The sequence below is a fragment of the Humitalea sp. 24SJ18S-53 genome, from assembly GCF_050632385.1.
Classification (GTDB): Bacteria; Pseudomonadota; Alphaproteobacteria; order Acetobacterales; family Acetobacteraceae; genus Humitalea.
On the sequence record NZ_CP192599.1, the window covers coordinates 2,959,252 to 2,976,506 of the forward strand.

Consider the following 17,255-nt stretch of genomic DNA (forward strand, 5'->3'; position numbering starts at 1 on the left):
GGGACCTCGGCTTCATGGTGGCAATCGATCTCAAGGCGCTTGTCGGCAGGCTGACGGATGTCGGCCGGCGGCAGTTGGAGGCCTCGGCAGGGCTCACGCTCTCCCGCAGCCATTATAATGTGGAGATCGAGCATCTCCTGACCAAGCTGATCGAGACCCCGGGGTCCGACGTTTCGGCGATCCTCAAGCAGGCGGGCATCGATCCCGGCCGCGTGATCGGCGAACTGACCCGCGCGCTCGACAAGATGAAGACCGGCAATGCGCGCGCGCCGTCGCTGTCTCCCGACATCGTGACCTGGCTGCGCGAGGCCTGGATGATCGCCAGCCTGGAAGCCAACCAGGGCAAGATCCGCACCGGCCACATGCTGGCCGCCCTGCTGGGCGATGAATCCCTGGCGCGCACGGTCAAGGACAGCGCCCCGACCCTGCTGAACATCCCGGTCGATGCCCTGCGCAAGAACCTCGAAGCCCTGACCAAGGGCAGCGACGAGGAAGCCCAGGCCGCCATCGCCGCACCGCCCGGCGGCGGGGCCGCGACCGGTGCCGCGGGGGCCGAGGGCGCGCCGCGTGCCGGCGGGCCGCTGGAGCAGTTCTGCACGGACCTGACCGCGAGCGCGCGGGCCGGCAAGATCGACCCGATCCTCGGGCGCGATTCCGAGATCCGGCAGATGATCGACATCCTGACGCGGCGTCGCCAGAACAACCCGATCCTTACGGGTGAGGCCGGTGTCGGCAAGACGGCGGTCGTCGAAGGGCTGGCGCTGCGCATCGCCTCCGGCGACGTGCCCGAGGCGCTGCAGAAGGTCCGGCTGATGTCGCTCGACCTCGGCATGCTGCAGGCCGGCGCGGGCGTGAAGGGCGAGTTCGAGAACCGGCTGAAGGGCGTCATCGACGGCGCCAAGGCCAGCCCGACCCCGGTCATCATGTTCATCGACGAGGCGCATACCCTGATCGGCGCCGGCGGCGCCGCGGGCCAGAACGACGCGGCCAACCTGCTGAAGCCGGCGCTGGCGCGTGGCGAATTGCGCTGCGTCGCGGCGACGACCTGGGCCGAATACAAGAAGTACTTCGAGAAGGACGCCGCCCTCACCCGCCGCTTCCAGGTGGTGAAGGTCGAGGAACCGACCCTGCCGCTGGCCAATGCCATGCTGCGCGGCCTGGTTGCCACGCTCGAAAAGCACCACGGCGTTCGCATCCTGGACGAAGCGGTGACCGAGACGGTGCGCCTGTCCGCCCGCTACATCCCCGCGCGGCAATTGCCGGACAAGGGCGTGTCGCTGCTGGATACCGCCTGCGCCCGCGTGTCCATGTCGCAGGCGGCGATCCCCGCGCCCATCGAGGACAAGACCCGTCGCCTGGCGCTGATCGCGACCGAGCTTCTGGCCCTTGGGCGCGAGTCAGCGACCGGTGGCGACCACCAAAAACGCGTCGATGCGCTGAACGCCGAACAGGTCGAGGTCGAGGCGCATCTGGAAGCGCTGAAGGCACGCTGGGAGCAGGAGAAGTCCCTGGTCGGGCGAATCCGCGAATTGCGCGAAGCCCTGGAAACCCCGGCCGAGGGCTTTGACGGCGATGCGGCGCGGACCGACCTCGGCGCGGTATCACAGGAACTTCATACGCTGCAGGGCGAGGAGCCCTTGGTACACCCCGTCGTCGATGGCCAGGCCGTCGCCGAGGTCGTCGCGACCTGGACCGGCATTCCGCTGGGCCGCATGGCGGGCGACGAGTTGAAGGGCGTGCTGGAGCTCAACAAGCGCCTGCAGGAACGCGTCGTCGGCCAGGACCACGCGCTGGCGGCCATCGCGCAGGCCATCCGCACCAACCGTGCGGGCCTGGCCGATCCGCGCAAGCCGATCGGCGTCTTCCTGATGGCCGGCACCTCCGGCGTCGGCAAGACGGAGACGGCGCTGGCTGTCGCCGACCTGCTCTATGGCGGCGAGCAGAACCTCACGACCATCAACATGAGCGAGTTCAAGGAAGAGCATAAGGTCGCGACGCTCATGGGCTCGCCGCCCGGCTACGTCGGCTACGGCGAAGGCGGCGTACTGACCGAGGCGGTGCGGCGCCGGCCCTACTCCGTCATCCTGCTGGACGAGATGGAGAAGGCCCATCCGGGCGTGCAGGACGTGTTCTACCAGGTCTTCGACAAGGGCAACATGAAGGACGGCGAAGGCCGCGACATCGACTTCAAGAACAGCGTCATCATCATGACGTCGAACGCCGGCACCGACACCATCGCCAAGCTCTGCGCCGACCCGGACACCGCGCCGGAACCGGAGCAGTTGCTGGAGGCGCTGCGGCCGGATCTGCTGAAGGTGTTCAAGCCCGCCTTCCTCGGCCGCTGCAACGTGGTGATCTACTACCCGCTCGCCGACCACGTGCTGAAGCAGATCATCGGGCTGAAGCTGCGCAGCATCGGTAAACGTGTTCGTGAGGTCTATGACGTCGGCTTCGAGGTCGATGCGGCGGTGTCGGATGCCATCATCGAGCGGTGCCGTGAAGTTGAAAGCGGCGCACGCAATATCGAGAACATTCTGAACAGAACCCTGCTACCAGAGTTGTCAGCCGGCATACTCGAACGCCTGGCGGAAGGTCGCGAAATCGCGAAGGTCCAGGTGGGCCTCAACGACGACGGCAGCTTCCGCTACGCCCTCGACTGACGGCAACAAGATCGGCGTCGGGATGGTCCCGGCGCCAGGGTTACCGACCGGTCAGCACGCCGCGCTGTCCGGACCGGCATACGGCGCGGCATTCGGGAGTGGAGAGATCATGGCTATTTTCATGAAGTACGGCGACGTCAAGGGTGAGACGACGCAGACGACGCACAAGGAATGGATCGAAGTCTCGTCGTTCCAGTGGGGCGTGGGTCGCGGCATTTCCAGCGGCGTCGGCGGCGGTTCCAAGCGTGAATCCTCGGCCCCGTCGGTGAGCGAGATCGTGGTCACCAAGACCTTCGACATCGCCTCCCCGCTGATGCTGAAGGAAGCGATTGGCGGCAAGGCCGTCACCGTGAAGATCGAGCTGACGCAGACCGACAACAGCGGCAAGCATGTCTCCTTCCAGAAGTACGTGCTCAGCGACACGCTGATCTCGGGCTACAGCGTCTCCTCGGGCGGCGACCGTCCGTCGGAGAGCATCAGCCTGAACTTCGCGAAGTTCGACAGCGAATACCTGAACATCGACGACAAGTTCGCGGCCAAGACCACGGGCCACATCGTCTATGACATCAGCAAGTCCGAGCTGACCTGAGCCTTCGCGCCCAGACAAGGGGGCCGCGGCGATCGCCGCGGCCCCCTTTTTTTGTGCTCAGCGCGGCACCCGCGCCAGCACGCGGTCGATGAAAACATCGCAGGCGCCGAGGTAGTTCGACGGCTCGGTCAACCGCGCGACATCTTCGGCTGGCAGCGTCACCGCCGGGTCGCGGCCCAATGCCTCGGCCAGAGAAATGCCCTCCGCCAGCGCGAGATCGCAGGCGTGATGCACGACGTCATGCGCAGCACCCCGGCCGAGACTCGGGGCCAGGCCCATCATCACCGCCTCCGCCACGATCAGCCCGCCCGTGCTGTCGAGGTTTTTTCGCATCCGCGCGGCATCCACCGTCATGCCTTCGGCGATGGTCAGCGCCTGTGTCAGCGCACCATGCGTCAGGCCAAAGGCCTGTGGCAGGGCCAGCAGCTCGGCTTGCCAGGGGCCGGTGCCGCGTTCGTGATCATCGGCCATGGCGGCCATCATCTGCGGCACCAGCGCATGGACGCCGCGCGACTGCGCCATCACGTATTCGCAGGCGATCGGGTTGCGCTTCTGGGGCATCGTGCTGCTGCCGCCGCGGCCGGGGGCATGGGGTTCGAAGACCTCCCCGACCTCGGTCTGCATCAGCAGCATGATGTCGAAGGCCATTTTCGATAGCGCGCCGCAAAGCAAGCCGCACCATGCGACCGCTTCGGCGAATCCGTCGCGCGTCACGTGCCAGGGAATATCGGGGTCGATCAGGTCCAGTTCCCGCGCCAGCGCCGCGGCCACGGCGGGCCCCTGCCCGCCCAGGCTGGCCAGGGTGCCGGCGGCGCCGCCGAACTGCACCCGCAGCACGCGCGGGCGCAGTTGCGCCAGGCGTTCCCGCATCGCCAGCAAGGGTGCCAGCCAGACCGCGCATTTATAGCCGAAGGTGACGGGCAGCGCGTGCTGCAAATGCGTGCGCCCCGCCATCACCGTGTGGCGGTGTTCCCCGGCGCGCGCCGCCAGGGCCGCGACCATCCGGGCCAGATCGCTGTCCAGCAAGGCAAAGGCATCGCGCAGCATCAGGACCAGCGCACTGTCCATGATGTCCTGCGTGGTGGCGCCCCAATGGGTCCAACGCCCCGCCTCCGGCCCCGCCAGGGCCGAGAGTTGCCGCACCAGCCCCAGCACCGGGTAGCCCGTGTTGCGCGTGGCCGCCGCCAGGGCCGGCAGGTCCAGCGCCTCCACCCGCGCCGCCGCGGTGATGGCGGTGGCGGCCTCGGGCGGGATCAGCCCCAGGCCCGCCTGGGCCCGCGCCAGGGCGGCCTCCACATCCAGCATCCGTGCCAGGAAGGCGCGTTCGCCCATGGCGGCGCGCATCTGGTCGGTTCCATACAGCGCGCCAAGCACCGGCCCATCGGCGGGGTTCAGCGGCATCAGACGTCCAGGAAGACGGTTTCGCCCGCCCCTTGCAGCACGATGTCCAGCCGCCAGGCACCGGCGGCGGTTTCGCGCGCGATCAGGGTGCCCGCGCGCGCCCCGGCGGCATTCAGCACGGGGTCGGTCGCGTTCAGCGCCTCACCGGCGAAATACACCCGCGTGACCAGGTGCTTCATCAGGCCACGGGCGAAGATCGCCAGCGTGATGTGCGGCGCCTGGGTCGCGTTGCCGAGCCCCGGCACCGGGCCGGGGCGCAGGGTGGTGAAACGGAAGACGCCATCCTTGTCGGTCGCGGAGCGGCCAAAGCCGTGGAACGGCGGGTCGTAGGACCCGGCGGCATCGGCCTGCCAGACCTCGACCATCGCATCGCCGGCGGGGTTGCCGGCCGAATCGGTGATGCGGCCCGACAGGGTGATGCGTGGCCCCGGGATGCCGGCATTCGGCCCATCGGCGCGCAGCAGGTCGGCCCATTCGGGAAAGTCGATCAGGTGCCAGTAGGGGCCGGCGGTCTGGTGCGCGGTGGCGGCGGTCATGTCAGTGATCCCCGTCGTGATGGTCGGCATCCTCGAACGGCGTCGCGGCGGGGCCGCGCAGCACCATGTCGAAGCGGTAGCCAAGGGCGATATCGGGCTGCGTCACATCCAGGTCGAACTTGGCGATCAGGCGGTCCCGCGCGGCGGCGTCGGGCGTCGCATGCCAGATCGGGTCGAATTCCAGCAGCGGATCGCCCGGGAAATACATCTGCGTGATCATGCGCTGGGCGAAGCCATGGCCGAACAGCGAATAATGAATGTGCAGCGGCCGCCAGGCATTGTGGTGGTTGTGCCAGGGATAGGCGCCGGGGCGGATCGAGGTGAACTGGTAGCGCCCCTCGTCATCGGCGAAAACGCGCGCGCGGCCGATGAAGTCCGGGTCGAGCGGCGCGTCATGCGTGTCGCCGGGGTGGTTGTAGCGACCGGCGGCATTGGCCTGCCAGATTTCGATCATGGCGCCCCGCACCGGGCGCCCATCCTCGTCCAGCACGCGGCCGGCGACGACGATGCGTTCGCCCATCGCCGCCTTGCCATGCGCGAGCTTCGTCATGTCGGCCGTCGCCGGATAGGCCGAGGGCGACATGATGGGCGCGCGTGTCTCGGTCAGCGTATGCGGCATCCGCAGCAGGGGCTGGGTCGGATGCCGCAGCCTGGTGGAGCCATAGCCCGGGCTGTCATAGGCCGGCTGGGTCGCAGGGTCCGGACGGCGATAGGCTGCGGGGTTTGTGTCGGGCATGGCTGGTCCCTCCTCATTCGCATCAGATTACGCCGGCTGGTGGCCCCGGCAAACCGGTGGGCTAGGCGCCGGGGTTATTCGAGCGTGATGCCGCGGGCGCGGATCACCTCGCCCCACTTGGCCGTTTCCGCGGTCAGGTAGGGACCGAATTCCGCCGCACTGCCGACCGTCGGGATGATCGACGCCTGGCGCAGGCGCTCGATCACGTCAGGGGCCGAAAACCCCGTGACGGTCGCGGCATTCAGCCGCGCCAGGATCGGCGCGGGCGTGCCGGCCGGCGCCAGCAGCGCCCAGTCGGTCGTCGCCTCGAACCCCGGGAAGCCGGATTCGGCGATGGTCGGCACATTCGGCGCCAGCGGGTTGCGGGCCAGGCTGCTGACCCCGATCGGGACCACCGAATTGGCCGCGAACAATGGCAGCGCGGTGACGGCATCGACCATGGCCACCTGGACTTCGTTGGTCAGCAGCGCCTGCACGGCGGGTGCGCCGCCGCGGTAGGTGACGTTCTGGATCTCGATCCCCGCCTCGCGCAGGAACAATTCGGTCGCGAGGTGCGCCGAGGACCCGGCGCCCGAGGAGCCATAGGACAACCGCCCCGGCTGCGCCTTGGCGCGGGCGACCAGCCCCGCGATGTTCTCCACGCCCAATTGCTTCGACACGCACAGGAAGATCGGCGACACCGCGACGCGACCGACGGCGGCGAAGGCGCGTTCGTCGTCATAGCCACGCTGCGGGAACAGGTGCCGCGCCATGGCATAGGTGGAGTTCACCCCCAGCAGCAGCGTGTAGCCATCCGGCCGGGCCCGCGCGACCGAGGCATGGCCGATGGTGCCGGATGCGCCGGGACGGTTGTCCACCACCACATTGCCCGGCAGGTCCTTGGACAGCGACTGCGCCAGCACGCGGGCGACGAAGTCAGACGACCCACCGGGCGCCCAGGCGACGACGATGGTGACGGGGCGTGTGCCGGGCCAGGCATCCTGCGCGCGGGCAAGCGAAGGGACGGCCAGGAGGCCGAGCGTGGCTGTGCCGAGGCTGCGTCGGGTGAAGCGCATGGACGTATCTCTCCGTTCCGCCTGCGCCTCGTTCGGCAAGATGCCATGGCGCGCGGTTGACGTGTATGTACTGGTTAGTACATAAGGAAGGCAATACCGAAATAACCGGAGACCCAAAAAATGGCCGACAGCGATCCCCTGGCGACCCTGCGGCGGCAGGGCCTGCTTCTCGGCCTGATCGGCGCCGGCATCCAGGCCTCCCGCTCACCCATGATCCATATGGCGGAGGCGGCGGCCCAGGGCGTGCCCTGCGTCTACCGGCTGATCGACATCGACCGGCTGGGCGTCGCCCCCGATGCGCTGGAACCCCTGCTGCAGGCCGCCGAGCGGATGGGTTTTGCCGGGCTGAACATCACCTACCCCTGCAAGCAGACGATCCTGCCGCTGCTGCACGACTTGTCGGATGAGGCGCGGGCGCTGGGCGCGGTCAATACGGTCGTGCTGCGCGATGGAAGGCGGATCGGCCACAACACAGATTGCAGCGGCTTTGGCGAATCCTTCCGGCGCGGCCTGGCGGGCGTGCTGATGGATCGCGTCGTGCAGATCGGCACAGGTGGCGCCGGATCTGCGGTCGCCCACGCGATCGTCGCGGCCGGTGCCGGATGCCTGACGCTGTTCGACCTGGACCAGGCCCGGGCGGAGCATCTGGCCGCCGACCTCTGCGCCCGCTTCGGCCCCGGACGGGCCGTGGCCGGCGTCGACCTGGCGGCATCCATGGCGGCGACCGATGGGCTGGTGAACGCGACGCCCATGGGCATGGCCAAGCACCCGGGCCTGCCGCTGCCGGCCGAATTGCTGCGCCCGGCGCTCTGGGTCGCGGAGGTGGTCTATGTGCCGCTGGACACCGAACTGGTCCGCACCGCCCGCGCCCGCGGCGCCCGCGTGCTGGACGGCGGCGGCATGGCGGTGTTCCAGGCGGCACACGCCTTTGCGCTGTTCTCGGGGCTGACCCCGGATGCGGAGCGGATGCTGGCGGGGTTCCGCGCCGCGCTGGCGGCGGGGTAGCGGGCGCGCCCAGGGCCTGTGGACATTTGGTTCGGGATGCGGTCGGCGAGCGATTTTTCGTGCCTGCAAGGCGGGCTTGCGCTGCCGATGTTATTCATCGGCGAGCAAAGCCAACGCGGCAGGTGCGGAAAAGCGCCGCCGAACGCGCCCGAAGCCAATTGTCCACAGGCCCTAGGGCGCCAGGTAGCGCAGCACCGCCTCGACGATCATCTCCCGATGAGCGGCCTCCCGCGCGCCCACCTCGGCCCCGAAAATCGCCCGCAGCGTGTGGCGGTTGGAGATGCGGTAGAAGCAGAAGCCGCTGATCAGCATATGCAGGTCGAAGGCATCGACGCCGGCGCGGAACACCCCCGCCGCCTCCCCCCGCGCCAGCAAGGCGCGCAAGGTGCCGAGCACCGCGTCGTTGCGCTGGGCGAGGCTGGGGGAGGTCGCGACGTGCCGCCCCTCATGGATGTTTTCCACGCAGACCAGGCGGACGAATTCGGGGTGGGCGGCGTGGTGGTCGAACGTGACCTCGACCAGGCGGCGCATCGCGATCCGGGGCGCGTCCCGTTCCAGGTGCAGCGCCCGTTCGGCATCGCGCATGCCGCCGTAGAGTTCGTCGAGCACGGCCGCGTAGAGCTGCTCCTTGCCACCAAAATAGTAGTAGATCATGCGCTTGGTGGTGGCGGTGCGGGCCGCGATGTCATCGACGCGCCCGCCGGAAAAGCCCTTTTCGCTGAATTCCGCCGTGGCGGCGTCCAGGATGGCCCGGCGGGTCTGGTCCGGGTTCCGGGTGCGGCGGGCGGGTGCGGCGATGATTGGTGCTGCGGCGTGCACCGTGGTGGCGGACGCCATCCTTATGAACTCCCTGGTACGGCCATAATCATGGTGCCACATATCGTGACGTCGTGGCAGTCGTTATGGCGTTCGGATCACCGCCCGGTCAGAAGGTGACGCCCAGGTTGACGGTGAAGCCGCTGTAGCCGCGCTCTCCGTTCAGGTAGGTGACCCCTGCCCGCAACGGCACGGTCAGCCCGCCCAGGCGCATCGGCTCGCCGGCATTCAGGAACACGCCATATTCCTGGTAGTTGTTGACGTACAACGCATCGCCGGTGAACCGCGTGTCGATGGCAAAGATGGATGCCGAGATTTCCCTGCCACGAAACTCGCCAAGGCGCTGGTTCAGGATCAGCCCGTTCCGGTACATGGTGTTCTGCAACTCATAGCTGACATTGTAGCCGCCGTAGCTGATCGGGATGGTTCGCAGCAGCGAAATCATGTTGCCCAGGGTCAGATAGGTGCCGTCGCGCAAGGGGGCCGTCAGGGCGCTGGTCACGGAGCCCGACCAAAGCCCGCCCACGGCCCCCATGTCGATGGAGCCGACACCACCGAACCGCAAGGCGGGGGTCAAGGCCCACTGCCAATCCGCAGGAAGCGGCACGGGCACCGGAAAGCGATAGCCGACGCCTACGGAGCCTGAATAGGACTGCGCCCCATTGGTATCCAAGAGGGTCAGTGGGACATCCACGATCAAAGCGCTGCCATTGGCAAAGGTGTGCGTATAGGAGATCGGCGCCACGATGACCGATGTATCGTTGCTGCCGATCGTGTAGCTACCGAAACGCGCGCCAAGGCCTATGCTGCCTCGCCCTGACCCGGTCGCCGCCACCGGACCGCCGATGCCCGTGGCGCTGTTGAAGTCGCTCGCCCCCATCATCGACATCAGGCTGGTCGGGTTTCCCGCCACAGGATCGACCCCGGTCGTCGCCACCGCCAGCTGCAGAATCTGCGACAGTTGCGACCCGCCCTGGCCCTTCAGCCATTCGATCAGCATATCCCGGGAATCGTCCCGTGTCGCACCCGTGAAGCTCTCGTTCACGGCGGCGCCGGGGACGACGAATTGCAGGGTCGTGGAATTCGACGGGAAACTGAGGGTGGCCGGAACACCGCGAAAACTGGCGGAAATGGATGCCGCCGACACGTCTGTATAGGCCGGCAGCAGCCGCTCGATGCCCGAGGTCGTCAGCAGTGCCGTGAAATCCTGTGCCGTCCTGACGGAGGCGTAGGTCGAAGATCCGTCCGACGTGAAGGTGCCGGAAAATAGGTCAGCCGCCCGTGCCGCATGGTCTGTGGCACCCAGCAGCACGCCGACTGCGAGAAGGCCATGGATGAGCCTGCCACCGCGCCAGCGTACCGCACCAGAACCGACACGGCCAAATCCCGCAAAATCGGAATTGGCAAGAAAGGAACAATTTTGGAACGACATACGCCAACTCCGCTCGCCATCGTTTCGATACGATTAACGATGTATTAAGACGATGCGGAGTGACAAGCGAGAAAATCACTTATGGTAAAAAACGTTCCAAATTCGCTCAAAAGCGCAGCCGGATGATCAATGCAGGCGGGCGGGCGCCATTTCGTGCTGCACGATCGCGGCGGCGGCCAAGGCCACGTCCGGGGCCGCGCCGATCGGCGTGCCATCGGCGGCGTGGATCGCGATCATCGCCTGACCATTGACCAAGGTTGGCCGCATATAGGCGATTTCGGCCGTGCCGAGGGCGGCGAAATCCCGCGGCGTCATGCCGCGCAGCAGGCTGGTCGCAGTGTCAAAGGGGGTGACGCCGGATTTATTAGACATTGTATCCACCTTTCGCGTCCCATATCGGGGCCCGCCTTGGGGTTCCCGCCGCCCGGGATCAGGCCGGCGGATTCGTTTATGCAGCCCGCGTGCCAGTATGCAGCCCGCGTGCCAGCCGTTCAGTCCTGGACAACGACGCGGCCATTGCCCTTCTGCTCGATGCGGATCGCGCGGACCTTGGTTTCCGGCATCGGGCGCCGCAGGTCGATGTGCAGCAACCCGTTGTCGAGATGCGCGCCCTCGACCTCGATATGTTCCGCCAGCACGAAGGCGCGCTGGAACTGCCGGGCGGCGATGCCGCGATGCAGGAACACGCGGCTGTCGTTCGGGTCGTCCTTCTGCCGCCCGCGGATGACCAGCTGGTTGTCTTCCTGCGTGATCTGCAGGTCCTCCATGCTGAACCCGGCGACGGCCAAGGTGATGCGCAGCCGCTGATCGCCGGTCTGCTCGATATTGTAGGGGGGGTAGCCGTCGGCGCTTTTCTGCACCCGGTCTAGCATTTGTTCGAGGTGGTCGAAGCCGAGAAACAGCGGTGAGCCGAACAGCGAGGTACGCGACATGGACTGGCAGCCTCCTTACGGGCGGAGCGAAGCGTCTGGGGATGGCCCGAAGCACCATCCACGGCGTTGATCTTGGCGCCCGGGGGGCCTGTTGCAAGGCCCCCCCTCCCCCGGTCAGGCCGCCGGCGGCGGGGCCGGCTGGCGCATCGCCTTCAACTCGTCTCGGATTTCGGCCAGCAGGACTTCGGAAGCCGAGACCTTCGGCGCCGCCGGTGCGTTCATCTTCAGCCTGGTCAGCACGCGCAGCAGCCAGAAGACCGCCATCGCGACGATCAGGAACTTGATGATGGCATTGATGAACACGCCGATGGCCAGGACCGCCCCACCGGCTTCCCGCGTCGCCTGCAGGCTCGGCAGACGCTCGCCCGACAGCACGATGAACAGGTTGGAAAAGTCGATGCCGCCGATCAGCAAGCCGATGATCGGGTTGATCAGGTCTTCGACCAGGCTGCCGACGATGGCGGTGAAGGCCGCGCCGATGACGATGCCGACGGCCAGATCGATGACATTGCCGCGCATGATGAAGGCCTGGAATTCCTCCACCCAGGCCGGGCGCTTGACGTTGATGGGCAGTTCCATGGGGCCGGACTCCGAAGGTTTGGTTCTCCCCGGAGCCTAGACCAAACCTTTCCCTTCGCGACCAGCCCTGATCAGCGCGCCAACAGCCATTCTGGCAAGCCGGTCACCAATGTTACCGGAAACAGTGTGATCAACACCACGGTCAGCACCAGCATCAGGAAGAACGGCATGGAGGCCCAGGCGACCGCGGTCTGTTCCTTGCCCGTCATGGTCTGCATGACGAACAGGTTGAAGCCGACCGGCGGGGTGACCTCGGCGATCTCCACCAGCAGCACGATGAAGATACCGAACCACACGAGGTCGAAACCCGCCGCCTGGACCATCGGCACGACGATGGTGGTGGTCAGCACGATCATCGACACGCCGTCCAGGGCCGTGCCCAGCACGATATAGACGACGGTCAGCAGCGCGATGATGCCATAGGGTCCGAGGTCCAGCGACGCGACACCGGCCGCCAGCGCCCCCGGAATGCCGGTCAGCGCCATCGCCTTGGTCAGGAAGGCGGCCCCGGCCAGGATGAACAGGATCATGCACGACAGGCGCGTGGCGCCCTTCACGCTGTCCACGAAACTCTCCCAGGTCAGGGTCCGGGTCACGGCCGCCAGGATGAGGCTGCCGAGCACACCGAAGGCCGCGGCCTCTGTCGCCGTCGCCCAGCCCACGAACATGGTCCCGATGGTGCCCGTGATCAGAAGGACGCAGGGGATCAGTTGGGAGGAGGCCCGCAGCTTCTCCCGCAAGTTCATGCGCGGCTCGGCCGGCGGCTGCTTGCTGGGGTTCAGCAGCGCCCAGACCACGATATAGCCCGAGAACAGCAGCATCACGAGCAGCCCCGGCAGGCAGCCGGCGATGAAGACGCGCACGATCGAAACCTCGGCCGCCACCGCATAGACGACCATGATGATCGACGGCGGGATCAGGATGCCCAGGGTGCCGGCGGTCGCCAGGCTGCCGATCGCCACATCCTCGTCATAGCCACGCTTCTTCAATTCCGGCAGCGCGATGCGCGAGACGGTGGCGCAGGTCGCGGCCGATGATCCGGACACGCTGCCGAACAACCCGCAGGCCAGGATGTTCACATGCAGCAACCGCCCGGGCACGCGGCGCACCCAGGGGGCCAGGCCGTTGAACAGCTCCTCCGACAGTTTCGTGCGGAACAGGATCTCGCCCATCCAGACGAACATCGGCAGCGCCGCCAGGGTCCAGGACCCGGTGGATTCCCACAGGGCGCTGGCCAGGAACGGACCCGGCGCCGGGTGCACCGTGGCCATGGCGACCCAGCCGATCGCCGCCAGGGACATGGAAATCCACAAGCCCGCGCCAAGCAGGACGAAAAGCAGGACAAGCAGAAAAATCGAGAGTTCGAGCAAACCCATGGGGATCAGACCTCGGCCGAGAAGTCGCCGCGTGCCGCGCGATCCGCTGCCTCCACGACATAATTGGGCATGGCACCGCGGGCGACGGCGAAAGCCTCGTCGATGATCGCGATCAGCAGGATGGCGGAGCCGATCGGCATGGCGAGCTTGGGGATCCACAGCAGGAAGGGCACCGTGCCCTGGGCTAGGTCCTCGATCTCGTAGCTGAAGATCACATCCTGCAGCGTGTACCAGGTGATGGTTCCGACCACGACCGCCGCCAGGGCCAGGGCCACGCCTTCCTGGAACAGGCGCATGCGCGGGTTGAGCTTTTCGATCGCCATGCCGACGCGGATCAATTCGCCGCGCCGGAAGGTATGCGCCAGCGCGAAGAAGGTCGTGGCGACGCAGAGATAGGCCGTCAGGTCATCGGCACCCGGCAGTTGGCGCCCCATCTCCCGCAGCGCCACCTGTGCCATCATCATCAGGAAGATGCCGAGGAGCGAGAGCGCCGCGAGTCCCGCACTCGCGGCATAAAGGAAGTCGAGCCCGCGCCTCAGCACGCCGCGTCAGCTCCGCGCGCGATAGGCGGCGATCAGGCGCTGGCCATCCTCGCCGGCGCGCACGATCCATTCATCGACCATGGTGTTGCTGACACGCTGCATGCCGTCCAGCAGCGCCGGGGTCGGCGGTGCCACGGTCATGCCGCGCGTGGCGAGCGTCGCCTGTGCCGAACTCGCGGCTTCCTCCGACATCGCGAAGCCGCGTGTCTCGGCGGCCGCGGCGGCCGCGCGGACGGCGGCCTGGTCGGCCGGCGACAGGGCTTCCAGCGCCCGGCGCTGCACGAACACGGCGTTGCGCGTGAAGGTGAAGCCGATCGGCGTGAAGATGCGGGCGTAGTCCCAGGCCTGCGAGTCCACGCCGGTCGCGGCCGAGGTGACCATCGAATTCACCACGCCGGTCGCGAAGGCCTGCGGGATTTCAGCCGCCTGCACCAGGGTCGGGGCCGCGCCGACCAGGGTCGCGAAGCGGTTGGTCATGGTGCTGAAGGTGCGCATCTTCGTGCCGCGCAGCGCGTCGATCGTGGCGACGGGGGTATTGGTGTAGAAGCCCGACGGCGGCCAGGGCACCATGTAGAGCAGCGACACGCCCTGGCGCTGGAACCGCGTCTCGATATAGGGCTTGGCCAGTTCCGACAGGCGCCGGGCCTCGGCGTAGCTGGTGACGAGCTGCGGCAGGCCGTCGACTTCGAAGAACGGGTCCTCGTTGCCATAGGCCGACAGCAGGATCTCGCCGATCTGCACCTGGCCCTGCTGCACGCCGCGCTTGATCTGCGGCATCGGCAGCAGCGATCCATTGGTGTGCATCTGCACCGTCAGCCGGCCGCCGGTCGCGGCCGTCACCTCATCGACGAACTGCTTCAGGTTGCGGGTGTGGAAATTGCCGTCCGGATAGGGTGTCGCCAACTGCCAGCGGGCGGCCGCCTGGGCCATGGCACCGCGCGGCAACAGCGCCGCGGCCGCAAGCCCGGCGCCGGCGAGCAGCGTCTCGCGCCGGGTGAAATCCTTGGTCATATGCAATCCCCTGGGACATCGGTTGTTCGTATGGGGTGCACTATCGGCGCGGGCGGAAGCGGCCCGCAAGGGGGCACGACCGGGCCGTGACCCGACCCGGCCCCGCGATGCCGCCCCGATTGCCACCGGGCGGGGCGATCCGCCCGCGCGATAGGCCACGCGCCGCCGGGGCGCGTTACCGCGGGTTCATGACACGTCCTGTTCCCGGGACGGCTGACTAGCTGGTGGTGACGAACTCCCGCAGGGCTGCCGCCTCCTGCTCGATCTCCCCCATCCGCACCTTCACGAGGTCGCCGATCGAGACCATGCCGACCAGGCGCCCGTCCTCCAGCACCGGCAGATGGCGGATGCGGCGGTCGGTCATCATGCCCATCGCCGCGGCCACCTCGGTGTGTGGGGTGATCGTGTGCAGGTCGCGGGTCATGGCCTCGGAGGAGGGACGGATCAGCGCCGCCGCCCCCGCCTGCGCCAGTTGCCTTACGATGTCGCGTTCCGAAACAATCCCAAGGACGCCGCCGTCGGGCGCCAGCACCAGAACCGCGCCGATGCGATTGGCGGCCAAGGTCGCCGCGACCGTGCCGAGGTCGTCCGCGGGGCCGACCGCGACGACGGTATTGCCCTTCTGGCGCAGGATATTGGCAATGGTCATGGCATGTTCCCTTCCCGCCGGTCCGAAGCACGTGACGTCGGAACCGGGGCGCCATGGTGCAACCGCGCGTTGCGGCGATGCAATGCATTTGGTGTGCAGCGCAGCATATCAGGCGGGTTCGGTCGCCTTGGGCAGCGCCTGCACGGCCAGTTGCGTCTTGACCAATTCGGCGAAGCGCCCGTCCAGCCGCACCAGGTCGGAAAAACTGCCGCGTTCGGCGATGCTGCCGGATTCGAACACCAGGATCACATCCGCATCCTTCACCGTCGAAAGCCGGTGGGCGATGATGAAGGTGGTCCGCCCGGCCATCAGCGCGGTCAGCGCCTTCTGCACCCGCGCCTCGGTGGCGGTGTCGAGCGCGCTGGTCGCTTCGTCCAGGATCAGCACCGGCGGATCCTTCAGCAGCGCCCGCGCGATGGACAGCCGCTGCTTCTGGCCGCCGGACAGGCTGGTGCCGCGTTCGCCGACCATGGTGTCCAGCCCATGCGGCTGGCGCTGGATGAAGTCCCAGGCCTCGGCCATGCGGCAGGCGCGTTCGATCTGTTCGGCCGTCGCATCCGGCCGTCCGACCAACAGGTTCTCGCGGATGGTACGGTTGAACAGCATGCTGTCCTGGAACACCACGCCGATATGGCGACGCAGGCTGTCGAGGCTGAGGTCCCGCAAATCATGCCCGTCCAGCGTGATGCGCCCATGGCCCGGATCCCACAGCCGCTGCATCAGCGCCATGCAGGTGGACTTGCCCGCACCGGTCTGGCCGACCAGCGCGATGGTCTGGCCGGGGATAACGTCGAAGGACACGTCGCGCAGGATCAAGGGTCCGCCGGGGTAGCCGAAGCCCACGCCCTCGAACGCCACCGCGCCGACGGCGGTCGGCAGGTCCATCGCATCGGGGCTTTCGGCCACGCTGGATTTCGCATCCAGGATGCCGAACATCTCCTCCAGGCTGGGCAATTGGAAGACCAGGCTGGACAGGAAGGCGACGGCACTTTCCAGCCGCCCGATCAGCAGGGTGGCCATGCCCATGAAGGACACGATCTCACCCACCGTCGCCTCGCCACGCAGATGCAGCACGGTGCCGAGCACGAAGATCGCGATGACGCAGAGCGTGCTGGCGGACCGTGTCAGCACCGCGACCAGCGCCCACCAGTTCAGCACCGGGAATTGGTTGTCGATCACCTGGCGCGCGATGTCGCCGAACAGCCCGGCCTCCGCCTTCAGGCGGGTGAAGGCCTGCACGACCATGACATTGGCCAGCGCGTCCTGGACATTGCCGGCCAGGCGGGTGTGCAGCGCCTCCACCCGCGCCTGGGCCTTGTGGGTGCGGGCGACGACGACGGCGGCGATGACGCAGAACAGCACCACCAGCATGATCAGCAGCAGCCCAAGCCGCCAGTTCAGGAACAGCGTCAGCGGCAGCAACACCAGGGCGGCGATCGCCGTGGTCAGGTGTTCGCGGAAGAAGGACAGCCACAGCCCGAACAGATGATCGGTGCCGACCAGCATGATCTTCATCAGCCGGCCCGATTGCGTATCGCCATGGAACGACAGCGGCAGCGACAGCACATGCTGGAAATACCGGTGCATGATCGCAAGCCGGTTGCGATGCGCCATCCGGTCGGCCAGCAGCGACACCGACACATTCGCCAGGATGCCCGTCACCCCGACCAGCGCCCAGAGCGAGAGCAGCGACACCGCCTCCGTCCAGACCGCGTCGCGCGGCATGGTGTCGGAGCGCGACAGCAGGTCCACCACCCGGCCGAACAACACCGGTTCCAGAAACGACAGGCCGGCGAGCGCGACCGCGGCGAAGGCCAGGAACCACGCAACCCGCCTGTCCGGGGCGAGCAAGGTCAAGACGCGCGAATAGACCCTGATGAACCGCATGTCGCCTCCAGAAAACCCAGCCTTACCGACGCCCGCAGCCTCGCGGATG

General features: G+C 67.5%; 17 protein-coding genes. 3 read left to right on the top strand and 14 right to left on the bottom strand.

Annotation, left to right across the window (positions count from 1 at the left end; translation table 11 throughout):
- The first annotated feature begins 14 nt into the window (after positions 1-14).
- Both tssH and ACQW02_RS14065 read left to right on the top strand, forming a co-directional pair.
- Positions 15-2,660, top strand: a complete 2,646-nt coding sequence (tssH, locus tag ACQW02_RS14060) for a type VI secretion system ATPase TssH (protein ID WP_431280537.1) — start codon at positions 15-17, stop codon at positions 2,658-2,660.
- 109 nt (positions 2,661-2,769) lie between these two features.
- The gene (locus ACQW02_RS14065; protein ID WP_431280538.1) at positions 2,770-3,249 is read left to right on the top strand and encodes an Hcp family type VI secretion system effector; all 480 of its coding nucleotides are present in this window, start codon (positions 2,770-2,772) and stop codon (positions 3,247-3,249) included.
- Positions 3,250-3,306: 57 nt separating this feature from the next.
- Here the strand turns inward: ACQW02_RS14065 and pcaB are convergent, their stop codons facing one another.
- The 4 genes from pcaB to ACQW02_RS14085 all read right to left on the bottom strand — a co-directional run bounded on the left by pcaB (position 3,307) and on the right by ACQW02_RS14085 (position 6,977).
- Entirely contained in the window at positions 3,307-4,650 is a 1,344-nt protein-coding gene (gene pcaB / locus ACQW02_RS14070) for a 3-carboxy-cis,cis-muconate cycloisomerase (protein WP_431280539.1), read from the bottom strand.
- Positions 4,650-5,186 (bottom strand): protocatechuate 3,4-dioxygenase subunit alpha, encoded by a 537-nt coding sequence (pcaG, locus tag ACQW02_RS14075; RefSeq protein WP_431280540.1) that lies wholly within the window; start codon positions 5,184-5,186, stop codon positions 4,650-4,652. The genes pcaB and pcaG overlap by 1 nt, the downstream gene beginning before the upstream one ends.
- Position 5,187: 1 nt before the next feature.
- Positions 5,188-5,922, bottom strand: coding sequence for a protocatechuate 3,4-dioxygenase subunit beta (gene pcaH / locus ACQW02_RS14080; RefSeq protein WP_431280541.1), 735 nt, complete (start codon positions 5,920-5,922; stop codon positions 5,188-5,190).
- A 74-nt stretch (positions 5,923-5,996) separates the two neighbouring features.
- The gene (locus tag ACQW02_RS14085) at positions 5,997-6,977 is read right to left on the bottom strand and encodes a Bug family tripartite tricarboxylate transporter substrate binding protein (RefSeq protein WP_431280542.1); all 981 of its coding nucleotides are present in this window, start codon (positions 6,975-6,977) and stop codon (positions 5,997-5,999) included.
- A 120-nt stretch (positions 6,978-7,097) separates the two neighbouring features.
- On the opposite strand from ACQW02_RS14085, the gene ACQW02_RS14090 reads away from it, so the two are divergent.
- Positions 7,098-7,982: a shikimate dehydrogenase gene (locus ACQW02_RS14090; protein WP_431280543.1), complete on the top strand. Its 885-nt coding sequence runs from the start codon at positions 7,098-7,100 to the stop codon at positions 7,980-7,982.
- A gap of 171 nt (positions 7,983-8,153) precedes the next feature.
- On the opposite strand, the gene ACQW02_RS14095 is transcribed toward ACQW02_RS14090, so the two are convergent.
- The 10 genes from ACQW02_RS14095 to ACQW02_RS14140 all read right to left on the bottom strand — a co-directional run bounded on the left by ACQW02_RS14095 (position 8,154) and on the right by ACQW02_RS14140 (position 17,206).
- A complete protein-coding gene (locus ACQW02_RS14095) occupies positions 8,154-8,819 on the bottom strand; it encodes a TetR/AcrR family transcriptional regulator (RefSeq protein ID WP_431280544.1) in 666 nt (221 codons plus the stop codon).
- An 88-nt stretch (positions 8,820-8,907) separates the two neighbouring features.
- Complete coding sequence (locus ACQW02_RS14100; RefSeq protein ID WP_431280545.1) at positions 8,908-10,110, bottom strand: hypothetical protein; 1,203 nt, start codon at positions 10,108-10,110, stop codon at positions 8,908-8,910.
- A 246-nt stretch (positions 10,111-10,356) separates the two neighbouring features.
- The gene (locus ACQW02_RS14105) at positions 10,357-10,602 is read right to left on the bottom strand and encodes a DUF1150 family protein (RefSeq protein ID WP_431280546.1); all 246 of its coding nucleotides are present in this window, start codon (positions 10,600-10,602) and stop codon (positions 10,357-10,359) included.
- A gap of 119 nt (positions 10,603-10,721) precedes the next feature.
- Positions 10,722-11,162 (bottom strand): Hsp20 family protein, encoded by a 441-nt coding sequence (locus ACQW02_RS14110; protein ID WP_431280547.1) that lies wholly within the window; start codon positions 11,160-11,162, stop codon positions 10,722-10,724.
- Between the two features lie 114 nt (positions 11,163-11,276).
- A complete protein-coding gene (gene mscL / locus ACQW02_RS14115; protein WP_431280548.1) occupies positions 11,277-11,741 on the bottom strand; it encodes a large conductance mechanosensitive channel protein MscL in 465 nt (154 codons plus the stop codon).
- 71 nt (positions 11,742-11,812) lie between these two features.
- The gene (locus ACQW02_RS14120; protein ID WP_431280549.1) at positions 11,813-13,117 is read right to left on the bottom strand and encodes a TRAP transporter large permease; all 1,305 of its coding nucleotides are present in this window, start codon (positions 13,115-13,117) and stop codon (positions 11,813-11,815) included.
- Between the two features lie 5 nt (positions 13,118-13,122).
- A complete protein-coding gene (locus ACQW02_RS14125) occupies positions 13,123-13,659 on the bottom strand; it encodes a TRAP transporter small permease (protein WP_431280550.1) in 537 nt (178 codons plus the stop codon).
- A 6-nt stretch (positions 13,660-13,665) separates the two neighbouring features.
- A complete protein-coding gene (locus tag ACQW02_RS14130) occupies positions 13,666-14,670 on the bottom strand; it encodes a TRAP transporter substrate-binding protein (protein WP_431280551.1) in 1,005 nt (334 codons plus the stop codon).
- Between the two features lie 217 nt (positions 14,671-14,887).
- Positions 14,888-15,319 carry a CBS domain-containing protein gene (locus tag ACQW02_RS14135; protein WP_431280552.1) on the bottom strand — a complete coding sequence of 144 codons (432 nt, stop codon included), beginning with the start codon at positions 15,317-15,319 and terminating at the stop codon, positions 14,888-14,890.
- Positions 15,320-15,427: 108 nt separating this feature from the next.
- Positions 15,428-17,206 carry a glucan ABC transporter ATP-binding protein/ permease gene (locus tag ACQW02_RS14140; RefSeq protein WP_431280553.1) on the bottom strand — a complete coding sequence of 593 codons (1,779 nt, stop codon included), beginning with the start codon at positions 17,204-17,206 and terminating at the stop codon, positions 15,428-15,430.
- Between the last annotated feature and the right edge of the window lie 49 nt (positions 17,207-17,255).